This window comes from Peptacetobacter hominis (genome assembly GCF_006861675.1).
GTDB classification, from domain to species: domain Bacteria; phylum Bacillota; class Clostridia; order Peptostreptococcales; family Peptostreptococcaceae; genus Peptacetobacter; species Peptacetobacter hominis.
In genome coordinates this window covers 43,987-59,874 of sequence record NZ_SGJB01000017.1, presented here as the reverse complement: position 1 = coordinate 59,874, position 15,888 = coordinate 43,987, and the positions used below count along the sequence as shown (strand labels likewise).

Genomic DNA, 15,888 nt, shown 5'->3' with positions numbered 1-15,888 from the left:
AAAAAGGGATTTCAAATAAATCATAAAACAGTTTATAAATTAATGAAAGAAATGGGATTGAAAAGTATTGTTCGTCCAAAAAAATACCGTTCATACAAAGGTAATATTGGAAAAGTGGCTCCAAATTTGATAAATCGAAAATTTGAAGCATGCAAACCATTACAAAAACTTGCAACTGATATTACACAGATAAACATCTGTGGAGAAAAAATATATTTATCTCCTGTTTTGGACATGTTTAATAGTGAAATAATAGCGTATGATGTAAGTAGAAATCCTGATTTCAATCAAGTTTTAAATATGTTAAATTTTTTATTTAAGATAATGCCTAACGGCTCTAATGCAGTTTTACATTCCGATCAAGGTTGGCAGTATCAACATAAGAGATACCAGCATTTATTAAAAGAAAAGGGAATAAGACAAAGCATGTCTAGAAAAGGAAATTGTTTAGATAATTCTATAATGGAGAATTTTTTTGCAATTTTAAAATCAGAATTTGTTTATATCGAAGATTTCTCAAATGTTGATGAGTTTATTAGTAGATTAGATGAATATATATTATATTATAATAATAAAAGGATTAAATCAAAATTAAAAGGACTGAGTCCTGTTGAATACAGGATTCAGTCCGTGTCTTAAAATATGTACCACTCCATGTCTAACTTTTTGGGTTAAGTTCAAAGTTTGGCGACCGTAAGAGTGGTAAAACTTCTTCTAAAAAAGAAGATTAATTTTATTTCTTCGTGAGCCACTTGTCGTGGTTCCTTTTTATACATTGATTATATCACATCTACTATTTATTTTCTATCTTTATATAGAGTCTATACTTTCTTATATAACAAAAAGGCTGTCGCAAAACACTATATAAGTGTTTATACGACAGCCTTTATATTTTTATTGATTAAAGAACTCTTGAAGACCCTTTGTATATTATACCTGCTTTTGAATCAACAGTTATCATATCTCCATCTTTAACATTTTTTGTTATTCCTGCTACTGATACTACTACAGGAGTATTCATATTAAGTCCTACTATAGCTGCATGAGAAGTCATTCCTCCAAATTCAGTTACTATAGCGGCTGCATCTTCTATATACACGTTCATATCCTTGTCTGTGTTTGTTGCAACTATTATATCACCTTTTTTGAAGTTTTCTATTTTTCCGTTTTCATCAGCTACTCTTGCTCTACCTTCAACAGTTACTCCACCGATTCCAACACCATTTCCTAAAACTTCGCTTATTACGTGAACTTTTATAAGGTTTGTTGTTCCGCTTACTCCAACTGGTACACCTGCTGTTATTACAACAAGTTCTCCGTTGTTTACGTATCCTGCTTCTGTAGCTGCTTTTATAGATTTTTCTATTACTTCATCAGTGTTTCCTGCTGAATCAGCTTTTATTGGATATACACCCCAAGTAAGTGCAAGTTTTTTCATTACTCCTTCGTTGTGAGTTGCTGCTATTATTGGAGACTGTGGTCTGAATTTAGAAACCATTTTTGCAGTATGTCCTGAAGAAGTTGATGTTATTATTGCTGATGCATTAAGGTCAACAGCTGTTGTACAAGTAGCGTGGCTTATTGCGTCTGTTACTGTTGAGTTGTTTTTACCTTTTGCTTTAAGTATTCTTGCGTAGTCAAGAGTCTGCTCTGTTCTGTATGCTATTCTTGACATTACTTTTACAGCTTCTACAGGGTATTTTCCTGCTGCTGTTTCTCCAGAAAGCATTATTGCATCTGTTCCATCGTATATTGCGTTTGCAACGTCTGTAACCTCAGCTCTTGTAGGTCTTGGGTTTCTTATCATAGAGTCAAGCATCTGAGTAGCTGTTATTACAGGTTTTGCAAGCTCGTTACATTTTCTTATTATCATTTTCTGAACTATTGGTATTTCTTCTGTTGGTATTTCAACACCAAGGTCACCTCTGGCAACCATTATACCATCTGAAACCTGAAGGATTTCGTCTATATTTTCAACACCTTCCTGGTTTTCTATTTTAGATATTATCATTACGTCTTCTGCGTTGTTTCTTTCAAGAACTTCTCTTATAGCAAGTACGTCTGAAGCCTTTCTTACGAAAGATGCTGCTATAAAGTCTATTCCTTCTTTTATACCGAATTCTATATCAGATACGTCTTTTGGAGTAAGTGCTGGAAGGTTTATTTTTACACCAGGTACGTTTACACCCTTGTGGTTTTTAACTATTCCTGAGTTTTCAACCTTACATTTTATTTCAGCACCTTCAACAGATACAACTCTAAGTCCTACAAGACCGTCATCTATAAGTATTGTATCTCCTGCTTTTACGTCATCTGCAAGACCTTTGTAGCTTACTGTACATATTTCTTTTGTACCAACTACTTCGTCCATTGTTATTGTAAAGTCTGCACCCTCTTCTAATAGAACCTCTGGATCTGCAAAGTTTCCTGTTCTTATTTCAGGACCTTTTGTATCAAGAAGTATTGCGACTGGTTTATTAAGTTTTTCTCTTACTTTTTTAACCATATCCATTCTTCCCTTGTGCTCTTCATGAGAACCGTGTGAGAAGTTGAATCTGCATACGTTTAATCCATTTTCCATAAGTTCTGTTAAAGTCTCTTCACTCTGTGAAGCAGGACCAAGTGTACATACTATTTTTGTTTTTTTCATGCAACTTAACATATTTGCTTTCCTCCTGTATATTTAAAACAAGTATTATCCAGTATTACTAAATAATTATTATATAGATAATACTTTTGCCATTTCGTATAAATCTTTTTTGAAAGTTTTCTTCATAGATAGAGCTTCCTGTATGTCCATATCTATTATCTGATTATCTCTTATACCTACAACTCTTGCAGATTTTCCATCAAGAAGAAGTTCAACTGCTCTTGAACCAAGTCTACTTGCAAGTATTCTATCAAATGCTGTAGGGCTTCCACCTCTCTGAACATGTCCAAGAACTGTTACTCTTACGTCAGCTCCTGCCTCTTCAGTAAGTTTTTTCTTAAGGTCGTTTGCACTTCCTATTTTTTCAACACCCTCAGCCATTACTATTATACTGTGTCTTTTTCCTCTCTTCTGAGTAGTTTTTAGTCTCTGAGTTATTTCGTCTGATGATATTTCCATTTCAGGAACTATTATAGTTTCAGCTCCCCCTGCTATTCCTGAATAAAGAGCAAGGTCTCCACAATGTCTACCCATAACCTCTACTATGTTAACTCTTTCGTGAGAAGATGATGTATCTCTTATTTTACTTATAGCATCTATTACAGTGTTCATAGCTGTATCAAATCCTATTGTGTAATCTGTATATTCAAGGTCGTTGTCTATTGTTCCAGGTATACCTATTGCCGGGAATCCCATTTCGCTAAGTTTATTAGCTCCATTGAAAGATCCGTCTCCACCTATTACAACAAGACAGTCTATTTTATATTTTTTAAGTATTTTTACACCTTTAAGTCTTCCTTCTTCTGTTTTGAACTCTTCACATCTTGAAGATTTAAGTACTGTTCCACCTCTCTGGATTATATCACCAACAGATGAAAGGTTCATTTCCTCTAAATCTTCCTCTAAAAGTCCTTTGTATCCTCTGTTTATTCCATATACCTTGCATCCATAGTATATAGCTGATCTTACAACTGCTCTTATGGCAGCATTCATTCCTGGTGCATCTCCACCACTAGTTAAAACTCCGATAGTTTTCATTGTTTTGCCTCCTGTTTCATTCATTATTTATATATGCTTTAATTTTGTTGTCATTATAGATTATGTCATTTTTATAGGACGTTCCACGTCCCTATATGTATTTTTTATCCCACGTCGGTTAAAAAATTAAAATGTCCTTAGTTAAAAGTCCATTTTGTGTTATTATATCACAAAAACGTGTGTAAAGTTGCATAATTCGACATAAAAATTAAATTTTATCCAATCTATTTGAATATATCTTACTGTATTAATTTTACTCTTTTTGAATCTCAAGTAGAAGTGGTAAATTTATTTTTAACCTATGCTTTACATAAAAAAACAGCGAGATTAATTTCCCACTGTTTTTATGTATTTCAATTATAGAATATATGGATGTTTAAGCTTTTTATTTATCAGTATATTTTATCTTCCACATCAATATTATTTTTATTTTCTATAGTTTATTTGTACAAATGACAGTATACCGTTCTATCATTATCCAAATTCATTCCTTCAGGTTCTTTTTGTCTACATATATCAGATACATATGGACATCTTGTACTGAATCTACATCCTGCAGGAATTTCTACTGCGCTTGGTATACTTCCTGTCAATCTTATTCTTTCTTTCTTTTCATCCGGTGAATTTCTTGGAACTGAAGATATAAGCGCCTGAGTATAAGGATGCTTAGGATTTTTATAAATTTTTTCAGCTGGTCCATATTCAACTATTTTCCCCAGATACATTACAGCTATTTCATCACAGAATGATTTAACTACATTAAAGTTGTGAGATATAAAAATATATGTAAGTCCCATTTTTTCCTTCAGATCCAGCATAAGATTAAGTATCTGAGACTGTATCGATACATCAAGTGCCGCAGTCGGTTCATCGCAGACTACAAATTTTGGATTTATGGCAAGAGATCTTGCTATACCTATTCTCTGTCTTTGACCACCACTGAATTCATGCGGATATCTTACCATACATGCTCTGTCCATTCCACACAACTCCAGTATTTCTGCTGCTTTTTCTCTTATTTCATCTTTTGTGAGATTTCTGTGTTTTTTTATTCCTTCTGATACTATACTTTCTATACTTTTTCTTGGATCAAGACTTGCATATGGATCCTGAAATATCATCTGCATTTCGCCTCTGAGTTTTGTCATCTCGGATTTTGATATACACTCTTTTTTGTCATTGCTGTATATTATTTTTCCGTTATATATTACTCTTCCATCTGTGGGTTCTATAAGATTCAGTATTGCTTTTCCCATAGTAGATTTTCCACAGCCCGATTCTCCTACTACTCCCAGTATAGTATTTTCCTTTACAGAAAAGCTGATTCCGTCTACAGATTTTACATATTCTTCCGTTTTGCCGAATGCTTTTTTCCTTATTGGATAATATTTTTTCAGATTTTCCACTTCAAGTATAATCTTTTCTTTATCTGTATTCATAAGCTATACCTCCTGTTGTTCTGCTCTGTGGCATCTGACTGAATGATTTCCTGATATTTTTATTACAGGCGGTTCTTCTTTTTTGCATATTTCAGAAGCATAGCTGCACCTACTGAAATATGGACATCCCTTCACTTCCTCGTACATTCCCGGAACATTTCCCTCTATAGACTTGAATCTTCCATCAAAGTTGTCAGGCATTGCTCCTATAAGGTCTTTTGAATACGGATGACATGCATTTTTGAAAAATTCTTCTGTTGAACAGTTTTCCACTATTTTTCCAAAATACATTACAGATACTCTATCCGCAATCTCTGCAACAACTCCCAGATCATGCGTTATAATCATTACACTTTTTTTCTGTGTTGTACTTATATCCTTCAGTATATCAAGGATTTCAGCCTGTGTCGTTACATCAAGTGCCGTGGTCGGTTCGTCAGCTATTATAAGCTTCGGATTGCATATAAGCCCCATAGCTATCATTATCCTCTGTTTAAGTCCTCCACTAAGCTCAAACGGATATTTCTTTAGTATTTTTTCTGCATCTGGTATATTGAGTTTTTCCAGAAGCTCTATTATCTCTTCTCGACAATTGTCTTTTTTCTCGGGCATATGAATTTTGTAGACTTCTCTCAACTGTTTGTATATTGTTACCACAGGATTCAGAGATGTCATAGGTTCCTGAAATATCATTGATATATCATTTCCTCTTATTTCGCACATTTCTTTTTCTGTAAGTCCAAGTATATCTTTTCCATCAAAAATTATTTCTCCGTTTTCTATCTTTCCCCCTGAAAGCCCCATTACTGCAAGAGATGTAACACTTTTCCCACTTCCAGATTCTCCTACTACTGCAAGTATTTCTCCTTTGTCTACAGATATATCAACCCCTCTTACAACACTTACTCTGCCCATTACTGTATCAAAGGAAACTTCAAGATTTTTTATTTCCAGCAAACTACTCATCATCACACCCCCTATGCCTTAGTTCTTGGATCAAGAGCATCTCTTAAGCCATCTCCAACAAAGTTGATAGATAATACCATTAGTATTATTAAAGCTCCGGCCGGCATCCATAGCCACCATTCTCTCTGAAGCGTTCCTATATTCTGAGCTGCTATAAGCATATTTCCCCAGCTTGGTTCAGGAAGCCTTACACCTATTCCCAGAAAGCTCAGAGATGCCTCTGTAAGTATTCCATTTGCAATTGCAAGTGTTGATGCAACAAGAACCGGAGACATTATATTTGGAAGTACATGAGATTTTATTATCTCAAATGACGAAAGCCCCATGGCTTTTGCTGCCATTATATAGTCATTTTCCTTTATTGATAATATCTCAGCCCTTACAATTCTGGCTATATTAGGCCACATAAGAAATCCTATTATTATGATAAGGTTTTTTATTCCTGGCCCTACCACTGCTGCAACTGAAACTGCTATTACAAAAAACGGGAAACACATTATTATATCTATTATTCTCATTATGATTTTGTCTGTTATACCACCAAAATATCCGGCAATAGCTCCCATTGTTACACCGATTACTACCTGAACACACATTGATGCTATTCCGACAAGTATCGATACTCTTCCCCCATATAAAAGCCTTGCGAATACATCTCTCCCAAGCTCATCCGTTCCAAGTATATGTGATGAATCCGGACTGTTGCTTATATTCATAAGATCTGTCCGACTTATTGAATAGTCTGTTATAAGTGGAGCAGCAGCTGACATCAGAACAAGCAATGCTATAACTATAATCCCTGCTACTGCAAGTCTGTTTTTCATAAATTTTCTAAATGATATTTCATTTAATGAAACATATTCTGTATTCTTCTTTTTTCTCATTATCATATCTGCACCCCCTTTATTCCATGACTTTTATTCTAGGATCTACAACTGCATAAAGTACATCAGCCAGTATATTTGCAATTACTATTACTACAGCTATCATCATTGTTATTCCCATTATAAGCATATAATCTCTGTTCATAATGGCATTGTAATTGAGAGTACCTATTCCAGGCCATACAAATACTGTCTCTGTTATAAGTGCTCCGGATACGAGTGTAGGCAACTGAAGACATAGAACTGTTACTATTGATATAAGCGAATTTCTAAGTCCATGAGTCCATATCGCCTGCTTTCTTGTAAGTCCTTTTGCCTGTGCCGTTCTCATATAGTCCTGAGATAAGGCATCAAGCATTGAAGAACGTGTATATCTTATAAGTGTTGCTGTCTGAGTAAGAGAAAGTACTGTAACTGGAAGTATCATATGTTTTATTACATCAAATATATATGCTATTCCGGTATAGCTTTCTGTAAGTGTCTCCATCCCGGAAGAAGGAAGAATTGCAAGGTCATATCCGAATATTTTTATAAGGATAAGTGCAAAGAAGAATGTAGGTATTGATATCCCTATAAAAGAAAGTACTGTAACAAGATAATCCACCCATGTACCTGATTTTTCAGCAGTTATTATCCCAATTACTATTGCAAGTACAGAGCTTACAATAAATGATGCAACTGATATAAGTATTGTATTTCCAAGTGCATCAAGTATTATCGAAAATACAGGTGCATTAAACTGAGTGGAATATCCAAAATCACCTGTAATAGCTCTTCCTATCCATTTCATATATTGAATATATATCGGATCATAATATCCAAGTTCTCTGAGCTTCTGCTCTACAACATCCGGTGACATGCTCGGATCTATCATATTAAGATATGGATTTCCAGGCTGAAGATGTATAAGAGTAAATACTATTACTGATACACCAAACAGTACTATAAGTGCTACTCCCAGCCTTTTTAAGAGGAATTTTCTCATATATTTTCTCCTTTCATAAAATAAGGACTGCCCTCAGAAGAACAGCCCTTTTATTTAATCAAACTATTTTATAACCCAGTTGTTTACATTATAGAATTCATTGAATGTTGATGGTGTATATCCTTCAAGTTTACTGTTGTATACTCTTTCTATGTTCTGGCAGAATAGATACATTTCAGGAACATCTTCATTTAATTTTTTACCGAATTCCGCATATGCAGATTTTCTTTCTTCCTGATCTAGTGTTGCATTTCCTTTTTCTATTAACGCATCAGTTTCAGGATTGTTGTATGCAACTATATTGTATCCTATAACACCTGCTTCGTTTGATATTGCTTCAGAATGCCACATTGGTCTTGGGTCTGGATCAAGAGATAATGTGTTACCCATCATGTAAAGATCATAATCGTGATTTGCTACAACTTTATCCATAACTGCTGAATATTCCATAGAGTCAATTTCTATTTCAACTCCAACAGCTTTCATCGCTTCCTGTATTGAAACTGCCACCTTCTGTCTTATATCGTTGTCTGTCTGACAAACAAGGCTGAATTTTAGTTTTTCTCCAGCTGAATTTTCTACAAATCCATCTCCGTCCTTATCTTCATATCCGGCAGCTTTTAAAAGTTCTTTTGCTTTTTCTGTGTCGTATTTGTATGCATTAAGTTCTGATTCCTCAGGATATGCCCAGCTTGATGGAAGCATTGGAGTATTTACTATTTCTCCTCTTCCTTCAACTATATTATCAAGTATACTCTGACGGTCTACCGCATACATAAATGCCTGACGTATATTTTTGTCCCGAAGTTTTTCGTTTCTAAGGTTGAATCCCATGTATGTAAACATATAGTTAGGGAATTCAACAAGCTTATACCCTTCATTTTCAAGTGCTGATACATCATCTTTTTTAAGTGCTTCAACATTTGCTATATCTATAGATCCGCTTTTGAATTCTGCCTGTGTAGTATCTGCATTTATAACTTTAAATATAAGATTTTTTGTTTTTGCTGCTCCGTCAAAGAAGTCAGATGCAGCTTCGAATTTTACATTTGAACCACTTGTAAATTCAGTAAGTTTGTATGGTCCACATCCTACTGGTTTATTAAGTAAATCTGTTTTGTTCTGCCATTCTGCAACCGGAACTTCTCCCCATATATGTTCAGGAAGTATTTTAAGGTTACCTATATTTGTAACAGCTGGTGCATATACTTTCTCAAACTGTATTTCTATAGTATCATCATCTACAACCTTGATTCCTTCTACATCTTCTGCTTCTCCATTATGATACGCTTCTGCACCTTTTATATTCTGTACATCGCCATAATATCCGCCTGTATATCCGCCATCTGCCATGCTTTTTAATGTGAATGCCACGTCCTCTGCAGTAACTTTTTCGCCGTCATGCCAAGTAGCATTATCTTTAAGGTCATAAGTTATTGTCTTCATATCTTCTGACACCTCAGATTTTTCGGCAAGATATGGAACTATTTCACCTTTTTCATTTACCTGCATAAGAGATGCATATACAACCGCATTTACATAATCGTCCTCTTTTATATTAGATATTAGAGGGTTGAATATTCCCTGAGGAGTTGTATTCATAGAATAGACAATAGTGTCTTTTGCCTCACTAGAGTTTCCTCCTGATCCGCCACATCCAGTAAGTATACCTGTCGCCATTGCAGCAGATAACAGTACGCTGAAAAGCTTTTTCGATTTCATATTTTAGCCTCCTTTTAAAACATAATATGGTTAATTTGAACAAACTAATCCTTCTTTAAATTAATTATATTTTAAATTCACTTTAATTGTAAAATCGCTAATTACTATAAAAGCTTTTCCTGTTATCGATTTAAAAAATAGTTGTATTAATTGTATTTTTCTAATAAATTAAAAAATAAGAATATGTTTCCATATTCTTATTTTTTTGTATATATTCAGTTTTTTAATCATACCCTGACTTTGTTTATATCGTAAGGAGTTGTCTGGTAAACAAAATAATTAAGCCAGTTTGAATAAAGAAGATTTGCACCAGATCTCCACGTTACCATAGGTCGTTTTGTATCATCGTCATTTGGATAGTAGTTTTTAGGAACTTCTATCTCAAGCCCTGCGTTTTTGTCTCTCAGATATTCAGCTTCAAGAGTTCCTGCATCGTATTCTGAATGTCCCATTATAAATATCTGATTCCCGGACTCTGTAGCAACCGCATATACTCCGGCTTCATCAGAAGAAGAAAGTATATCCAGTTTGGGCTCTTTTTCTATGTCATATCTGCTTACTGTCGTATGTCTTGAATGAGGTACATAGAATGTATCGTCAAATCCTCTGAAAAGCGTAGAGTTTTTGAATTCAACTTTGTGAGGAAATACACCGAACATCTTCTGAGGAAGTATTTTTTTATTTATACCGTAGTGATAATAAAGTCCAGCCTGTGCTCCCCAGCATATATGGAATGTACTGTGTACATTCTTTTTAGACCATTCCATTATCTCACACAGCTCGTCCCAGTAATCCACCTCTTCAAAAGGCATCATTTCAACCGGAGCTCCTGTTATTATCATACCGTCGAATTTCTGGTCTTTTATATCGTCAAATGTTTTATAAAATGACAGCATATGTTCCATCGGTGTATTTTTTGATGTATGACTTTTTGTAGCTATAAGTTCAAGTTCCACCTGTATTGGAGAATTTCCAAGAAGTCTCGATATCTGTGTCTCTGTTTCTATTTTTTTAGGCATAAGATTCAGAAGTACAACTCTAAGAGGTCTTATATCCTGAGTTATAGCTCTTTTTTCTGTCATTACAAATATATTTTCTTCTTTTAGTGTCTTCGCTGCCGGAAGCGCATCCGGTATTTTTATCGGCATATAAACACCCCCTATAAAAGTGCCTGTTTTAAATCTTCTATTATATCGTCCGGATCTTCAAGTCCTATTGAAAGTCTTACAAGGTCCGCAGAAACTCCTGCATCTACAAGCTGTTCATCAGAAAGCTGTCTGTGTGTTGAACTTGCTGGATGAAGACAGCATGTATGAGAATCCGCAACATGTGTTTCTATATTGGCTATTTTTAGTTTTGCCATAAATTCTTCAGCAGCTTTTCTTCCGCCTTTTACACCAAAACTTATTACTCCACAACTTCCATTTGGAAGATATTTGCTCGCTGTTTCATAGTATTTATTGCTTTCAAGTCCAGGATAGTTTACCCACGCTATATTTTCGTTTTCTTCAAGGAATTTTGCTACCTTAAGTGCACTGTCACAGTGTCTTTTTACTCTTAGATGAAGACTTTCAAGTCCTATGTTAAGAAGGTATGCAATCTGTGCCTGCTGATTTGAACCGAAATCTCTCATAAGCTGAGCCACACATTTAGTTATAAATGCTCCCTCTATACCGAATTTTTCTGTATATGTAACACCGTGATAACTTTCATCCGGAGTACATAGTCCAGGGAATTTGTCAGGATATTTTGTCCAGTCGAATTTTCCTGAATCGACTATACATCCACCTATTGCAGATGCATGTCCGTCCATATATTTACTTGTAGAATGAGTTACTATATCTGCTCCCCATTCAAAAGGTCTGCAGTTTATAGGTGTCGCAAATGTATTATCCACTATTAGAGGAACACCGTGTGCATGTGCTGCTTTTGCAAATTTTTCTATATCAAGTACTGTAAGTACAGGGTTTGCTATTGTTTCTCCGAATACCGCCTTTGTATTTGGTCTGAATGCCCGGTTAAGCTCTTCTTCTGTACAATCCGGTGATACAAATGTAAAGTCTATTCCCATTTTTTTCATTGTTACAGAGAAAAGGTTGAATGTTCCACCGTATATTGTAGCTGATGAAACTATATGATCTCCAGCTTCAGCTATATTGAATACTGCAAAGAAGTTTGCCGCCTGACCTGAACTTGTAAGCATTGCTGCTGTTCCACCCTCAAGGTCAGCTATTTTTTTTGCCACAAAATCGCATGTAGGGTTTGCAAGTCTTGAATACATATATCCATCTGATTCAAGATCGAATAATTTACCCATATCTGCACTTGTATCGTATTTAAAAGTTGTACTCTGGTATATAGGAAGCTGTCTTGGCTCTCCGTTTCCTGGTTTGTATCCTGATTGTACGCATTTTGTTTCTATTCCTGTCATTTCAAATTCCTCCTGCTAAACTCAAATATTTATAAATTTAAGAGCTTTTCCGTGTACAAAAAAAGCCCGTCTCAAGTATTCTTTGAGACGAGCATATTACCCGCGGTACCACTCAAATTGCACTTATGTGCCACTCAGACTCCATCAAGCCTTATGCCTTCACGCAGCAATCACGTAGAACCCTACTTGCAGATGTTTCGAATTCTCAGCTCAGGAGCCATAGACCATTGGTTGATTCGGATATCGCTTTGCACCATCCAGCGACTCTCTGTAATCCTCTTCAGCCGATCCTCTCCGTCACAGCCTTTAAAAAGATAATATATGATTTTTCTGACAATGTCAATTATAATTTTCAGATTATTTTATTTTTTTGGATAATTATTTTTTAGTAAATAATTATTATAAAATATAATTTTACACATCTTTATAATAGTTATAACCATATCTAATATTAAGTATATCAAGATGATTATTTTTTAGCTTTTTTTCTATGATTTTCTTTTTATTATCACTTTCCATCCGATTTACAGTATTAATCAAACCATCTACAAGACCTAAAAATTTACTACTATGAATACTTATCCCCATTAGGTTCTCATCCCAATCTGCTCTATGCCTAGTTCCTATACAAAGCATAGATATATTTATATCTTTTGTCGAATAAACTCTTGATGTTAATTCATAACATATTGCTTGATTACCTAAAATCTGCAAACTGTTAGCAACTCCATATTTGTATGAATACCCTTGCAAAATACGCATACAATTATACGGATTTGTTATAAATATAATTACGTCTGGAATATCTTCAAAGTATTCGATTGGCTTAACCTCTACTCCATAGTTTTTTTCTTTTAAATAACACAAGCTTTCTCTTACAGATTTACTTAGTTCTCTACTTTCATATAGATTTAACCTTGCCCAATTTTCACCATTTGAGTTTTTTAAATCTAATGGATTTATACCTAATACTCTAGGACCACTCTGACATCTAAAAGTTTCTTCTAATGCTTTTATTTTATGTCCTTTATATGCAGCTTTTACCATTCCACAATAGTTAATTGATTTTTTAGGAATATTAGCGTCTGATGCATTATATTCATCTTCTGTTTTTAACAACTTTACTCCTATAATATGATTTTCTAAATCTATTAAAGAATAAATTATTTTTACATAATCATGATATTTCATAGTTATTCCTCTACTTGGCTATCGTCTGTATAGAATTCAAATACTCCTGGGAATTTTTCATTTATTTCTTTCTGCACTGATTCTTCTCTAAAGCATTTTGCAAAATCTGTAGCCCACTTTGACTCTATATTTTCATTTTTTACTATTACACCCATCGGTATATTTATCATTTCTTTATCTCTTAAAAGATATGTTGATGGATCTTTACCCGCATTTGACATATGTGTAAAAAATATACATGCTGCAGCCATATCTTCCAAAGAAGTCACTGTCTGAGCTTGATCCATGTCTATAATTTCTATATTCTTTTTATTTGTTTTTATATCTGCTATTGTTGGATTATCTACATCATTTAATTCTATAAGACCCGCATCTTGTAATATATTTAATGCTATTGCCATATTCATTGGGTCATTCATTATTGCAATCTGAGATCCATTAGGTATATCTTCAATTGAATCATATTTTTCAGAATAAAGACCTATTCCTGTATAATATCCATATGGTTTAGCCATTCCTAAATCAGCATTTTTACTTTCATTAAAACTTTCAACATATTTTTTATGTTGCCCTAGAGCAATATCTACATCCCCATTGTTACAAGCTTCTAATACAACTGGATTTGAATCAAACATAACAAATTCTGTTGTGTATCCCATATCCTCATAAATCGGCTTTATCGCTTCATATGTAACTTGAGATATTGATGTACCACCTATTTTTATATTAGTTTTTTCTTCATTTGAGGTATCTGTACCTGAAGAACATCCTGCTAACAATAATGTACTTATTAGCATTGTTGAAATTATAGCTTTTAATTTCATTTTTTAATTCCCCCTTATTTTAAATTTTTATATATTATTTTACTTATCTTTTCAATAAGTAAAACAAATACTATTAATATACATACAATAAAATACATTATTGCGTAATCAAATTGCTGATATCCATAAGTTAAAGCTACTGCACCTAGCCCACCTGCTCCAACCGCTCCAGCTAATGCGGTCATATTAAGCATATTAATCAGCATTATTGTAAAATTTGAAACTAAGCTTGGAAGAGCTTCTACTAACATAACTTTATATATTATTTGAAATTTAGAAGCTCCATATGATTTAGATGCCTTTATTATATCTTCATCAACCATCTTTAATGAGCTCTCTGTCATTCTTGTTGCAAATGGTGTACAAGCAATAGTTATTGAAAAAATTGCAGCTGTTGCTCCTACTGTTGTTCCTACAAAAAACCTTGTTATAGGAGCTATAGCTACTATTAATATAAGTGTTGGAAATGCTCTTATTAAATCTGTTATTTTATCAATTATATTAAACAGTATTTTATTAGGTGTAAGACCATTTTTATCTGTTAAAATAAGTATAATTCCAAAAATCATTCCAAAAATTATAGATAAAATTGCTGATATAAATACTATTTTTATTGTCACAAATATAGCTGGTATTATAAGAGTATCCATATAATCAAATAATCTTGTGTTACCTAACATTATTCTTCACCTCTATCTATATGAAAATAATTTATATTATTTCTATCCAAATACTCTATTACTGTTTCTAAATCATCTTCAGATAAATCTATATTATATTTAAATATTCTACCCTTCGATGTATTTATAAATTCTGCTGCTTTTATAATATATTTTGATTTAATATGTTTATTAAGTTGATATATTATATCTTTATTATTTTCATTATATAAAGATGATATAATTATATTTTCATAATTTTCATCAGCCTCAATATTTTGTTCTCCTAATAACTCCTTTAAATATTCTGATTTGTTTATAAATGCTTTATCTACTTGTTCAACTTGTACCAATTTACCATCTTTTATTATTGCAACTCTATCACAAATATTTTGTATTACAGACATTTCATGTGTAACTATAACTATTGTTATATTTAATTTTTCTCTAAGAGATTTTAGTAAGTTCAATATTGACTTTGTATTAGCTGGATCTAAGGCAGAAGTACACTCATCACATAATAATATTTTTGGATTTTGTGTCAATGCTCTAGCTATTGCAACCCTCTGCTTTTGTCCACCACTTAATTCTTTAGGTTTACACTTCAATTTATCTTCCAACCCCACTAATTTAGATACCTCTAAAATTTTCATATCTATTTCATCAGGTTTATAACCCCAACATTCCATTGGCATTGCTATATTTTTATAAATACTTTTTCTATTGATAAGAGAAAACCCTTGAAATATCATTCCTATATTTTTTCTAATTCCTTTCAGTTGATTATAATTTAAATATTTTATTTCTTTTCCATCTATTAAAACACTTCCTTCTTCAAAATCTTCAAGCCTATTTAAACAGTTTAATAATGTTGATTTTCCTGCACCACTTTCACCTATTATACCTATTATTTCTCCATCTTCTATTGTTAGATTTATATTTTTCAATATTTGCTTTTCTCCATAAAATTTATTTAAGTTTTTTATTTCTATCATTATTATTTCCTCCAAATAAATTATCTCTTAAATATAATTTGGGATTACATCTAAATTATATTACAGTTATGACAAATATCATTATCGTTATTTGCTATTTATTA

14 protein-coding genes and 1 other annotated feature are annotated in these 15,888 nt (G+C 33.2%); of the genes, 1 reads left to right on the top strand and 13 read right to left on the bottom strand.

Annotation, left to right across the window (positions count from 1 at the left end; translation table 11 throughout):
* Positions 1-639 (top strand): IS3 family transposase (locus tag EXD82_RS08730; protein WP_142536535.1); only part of this gene is annotated, 639 nt, incomplete at its 5' end.
* 262 nt (positions 640-901) lie between these two features.
* Here the strand turns inward: EXD82_RS08730 and pyk are convergent.
* The 13 genes from pyk to EXD82_RS08665 all read right to left on the bottom strand — a co-directional run bounded on the left by pyk (position 902) and on the right by EXD82_RS08665 (position 15,784).
* Complete coding sequence (pyk, locus tag EXD82_RS08725; RefSeq protein WP_142536534.1) at positions 902-2,662, bottom strand: pyruvate kinase; 1,761 nt, start codon at positions 2,660-2,662, stop codon at positions 902-904.
* A 57-nt stretch (positions 2,663-2,719) separates the two neighbouring features.
* Positions 2,720-3,688 (bottom strand): 6-phosphofructokinase, encoded by a 969-nt coding sequence (pfkA, locus tag EXD82_RS08720; RefSeq protein ID WP_142536533.1) that lies wholly within the window; start codon positions 3,686-3,688, stop codon positions 2,720-2,722.
* A 440-nt stretch (positions 3,689-4,128) separates the two neighbouring features.
* Entirely contained in the window at positions 4,129-5,127 is a 999-nt protein-coding gene (locus tag EXD82_RS08715) for an ABC transporter ATP-binding protein (protein WP_142536532.1), read from the bottom strand.
* Between the two features lie 3 nt (positions 5,128-5,130).
* A complete protein-coding gene (locus tag EXD82_RS08710) occupies positions 5,131-6,093 on the bottom strand; it encodes an ABC transporter ATP-binding protein (RefSeq protein ID WP_246082039.1) in 963 nt (320 codons plus the stop codon).
* An 11-nt stretch (positions 6,094-6,104) separates the two neighbouring features.
* Positions 6,105-6,983 carry an oligopeptide ABC transporter permease gene (gene opp4C, locus EXD82_RS08705; RefSeq protein ID WP_174919212.1) on the bottom strand — a complete coding sequence of 293 codons (879 nt, stop codon included), beginning with the start codon at positions 6,981-6,983 and terminating at the stop codon, positions 6,105-6,107.
* Positions 6,984-6,996: 13 nt separating this feature from the next.
* Positions 6,997-7,962 carry an ABC transporter permease gene (locus tag EXD82_RS08700; RefSeq protein WP_142536530.1) on the bottom strand — a complete coding sequence of 322 codons (966 nt, stop codon included), beginning with the start codon at positions 7,960-7,962 and terminating at the stop codon, positions 6,997-6,999.
* Between the two features lie 63 nt (positions 7,963-8,025).
* On the bottom strand, positions 8,026-9,684 hold the full coding sequence (locus tag EXD82_RS08695) for an ABC transporter substrate-binding protein (protein ID WP_142536529.1): 1,659 nt from the start codon (positions 9,682-9,684) through the stop codon (positions 8,026-8,028).
* A gap of 227 nt (positions 9,685-9,911) precedes the next feature.
* Positions 9,912-10,832, bottom strand: coding sequence for a homoserine O-acetyltransferase MetA (gene metA, locus EXD82_RS08690; RefSeq protein WP_142536528.1), 921 nt, complete (start codon positions 10,830-10,832; stop codon positions 9,912-9,914).
* Positions 10,833-10,843: 11 nt separating this feature from the next.
* A complete protein-coding gene (locus EXD82_RS08685) occupies positions 10,844-12,115 on the bottom strand; it encodes an O-acetylhomoserine aminocarboxypropyltransferase/cysteine synthase family protein (protein ID WP_142536527.1) in 1,272 nt (423 codons plus the stop codon).
* Positions 12,116-12,195: 80 nt separating this feature from the next.
* Positions 12,196-12,425: a binding site (T-box leader), on the bottom strand.
* Between the two features lie 104 nt (positions 12,426-12,529).
* Positions 12,530-13,306, bottom strand: coding sequence for a DUF169 domain-containing protein (locus EXD82_RS08680; RefSeq protein ID WP_142536526.1), 777 nt, complete (start codon positions 13,304-13,306; stop codon positions 12,530-12,532).
* Between the two features lie 2 nt (positions 13,307-13,308).
* Positions 13,309-14,130, bottom strand: coding sequence for a MetQ/NlpA family ABC transporter substrate-binding protein (locus EXD82_RS08675; protein ID WP_142536525.1), 822 nt, complete (start codon positions 14,128-14,130; stop codon positions 13,309-13,311).
* A gap of 14 nt (positions 14,131-14,144) precedes the next feature.
* Positions 14,145-14,810 carry a methionine ABC transporter permease gene (locus EXD82_RS08670; protein ID WP_142536524.1) on the bottom strand — a complete coding sequence of 222 codons (666 nt, stop codon included), beginning with the start codon at positions 14,808-14,810 and terminating at the stop codon, positions 14,145-14,147.
* The gene (locus EXD82_RS08665; protein WP_142536523.1) at positions 14,810-15,784 is read right to left on the bottom strand and encodes a methionine ABC transporter ATP-binding protein; all 975 of its coding nucleotides are present in this window, start codon (positions 15,782-15,784) and stop codon (positions 14,810-14,812) included. The genes EXD82_RS08670 and EXD82_RS08665 overlap by 1 nt, the downstream gene beginning before the upstream one ends.
* Between the last annotated feature and the right edge of the window lie 104 nt (positions 15,785-15,888).

Coding starts and splice junctions, on each gene's coding strand:
- pyk (WP_142536534.1), bottom strand. CDS start 2,662: ATGTTAAGTTGCATGAAAAAAACAAAAATAGTATGTACACTTGGTCCT.
- pfkA (WP_142536533.1), bottom strand. CDS start 3,688: ATGAAAACTATCGGAGTTTTAACTAGTGGTGGAGATGCACCAGGAATG.
- EXD82_RS08715 (WP_142536532.1), bottom strand. CDS start 5,127: ATGAATACAGATAAAGAAAAGATTATACTTGAAGTGGAAAATCTGAAA.
- EXD82_RS08710 (WP_246082039.1), bottom strand. CDS start 6,093: ATGAGTAGTTTGCTGGAAATAAAAAATCTTGAAGTTTCCTTTGATACA.
- opp4C (WP_174919212.1), bottom strand. CDS start 6,983: ATGATAATGAGAAAAAAGAAGAATACAGAATATGTTTCATTAAATGAA.
- EXD82_RS08700 (WP_142536530.1), bottom strand. CDS start 7,962: ATGAGAAAATTCCTCTTAAAAAGGCTGGGAGTAGCACTTATAGTACTG.
- EXD82_RS08695 (WP_142536529.1), bottom strand. CDS start 9,684: ATGAAATCGAAAAAGCTTTTCAGCGTACTGTTATCTGCTGCAATGGCG.
- metA (WP_142536528.1), bottom strand. CDS start 10,832: ATGCCGATAAAAATACCGGATGCGCTTCCGGCAGCGAAGACACTAAAA.
- EXD82_RS08685 (WP_142536527.1), bottom strand. CDS start 12,115: ATGACAGGAATAGAAACAAAATGCGTACAATCAGGATACAAACCAGGA.
- EXD82_RS08680 (WP_142536526.1), bottom strand. CDS start 13,306: ATGAAATATCATGATTATGTAAAAATAATTTATTCTTTAATAGATTTA.
- EXD82_RS08675 (WP_142536525.1), bottom strand. CDS start 14,130: ATGAAATTAAAAGCTATAATTTCAACAATGCTAATAAGTACATTATTG.
- EXD82_RS08670 (WP_142536524.1), bottom strand. CDS start 14,810: ATGTTAGGTAACACAAGATTATTTGATTATATGGATACTCTTATAATA.
- EXD82_RS08665 (WP_142536523.1), bottom strand. CDS start 15,784: ATGATAGAAATAAAAAACTTAAATAAATTTTATGGAGAAAAGCAAATA.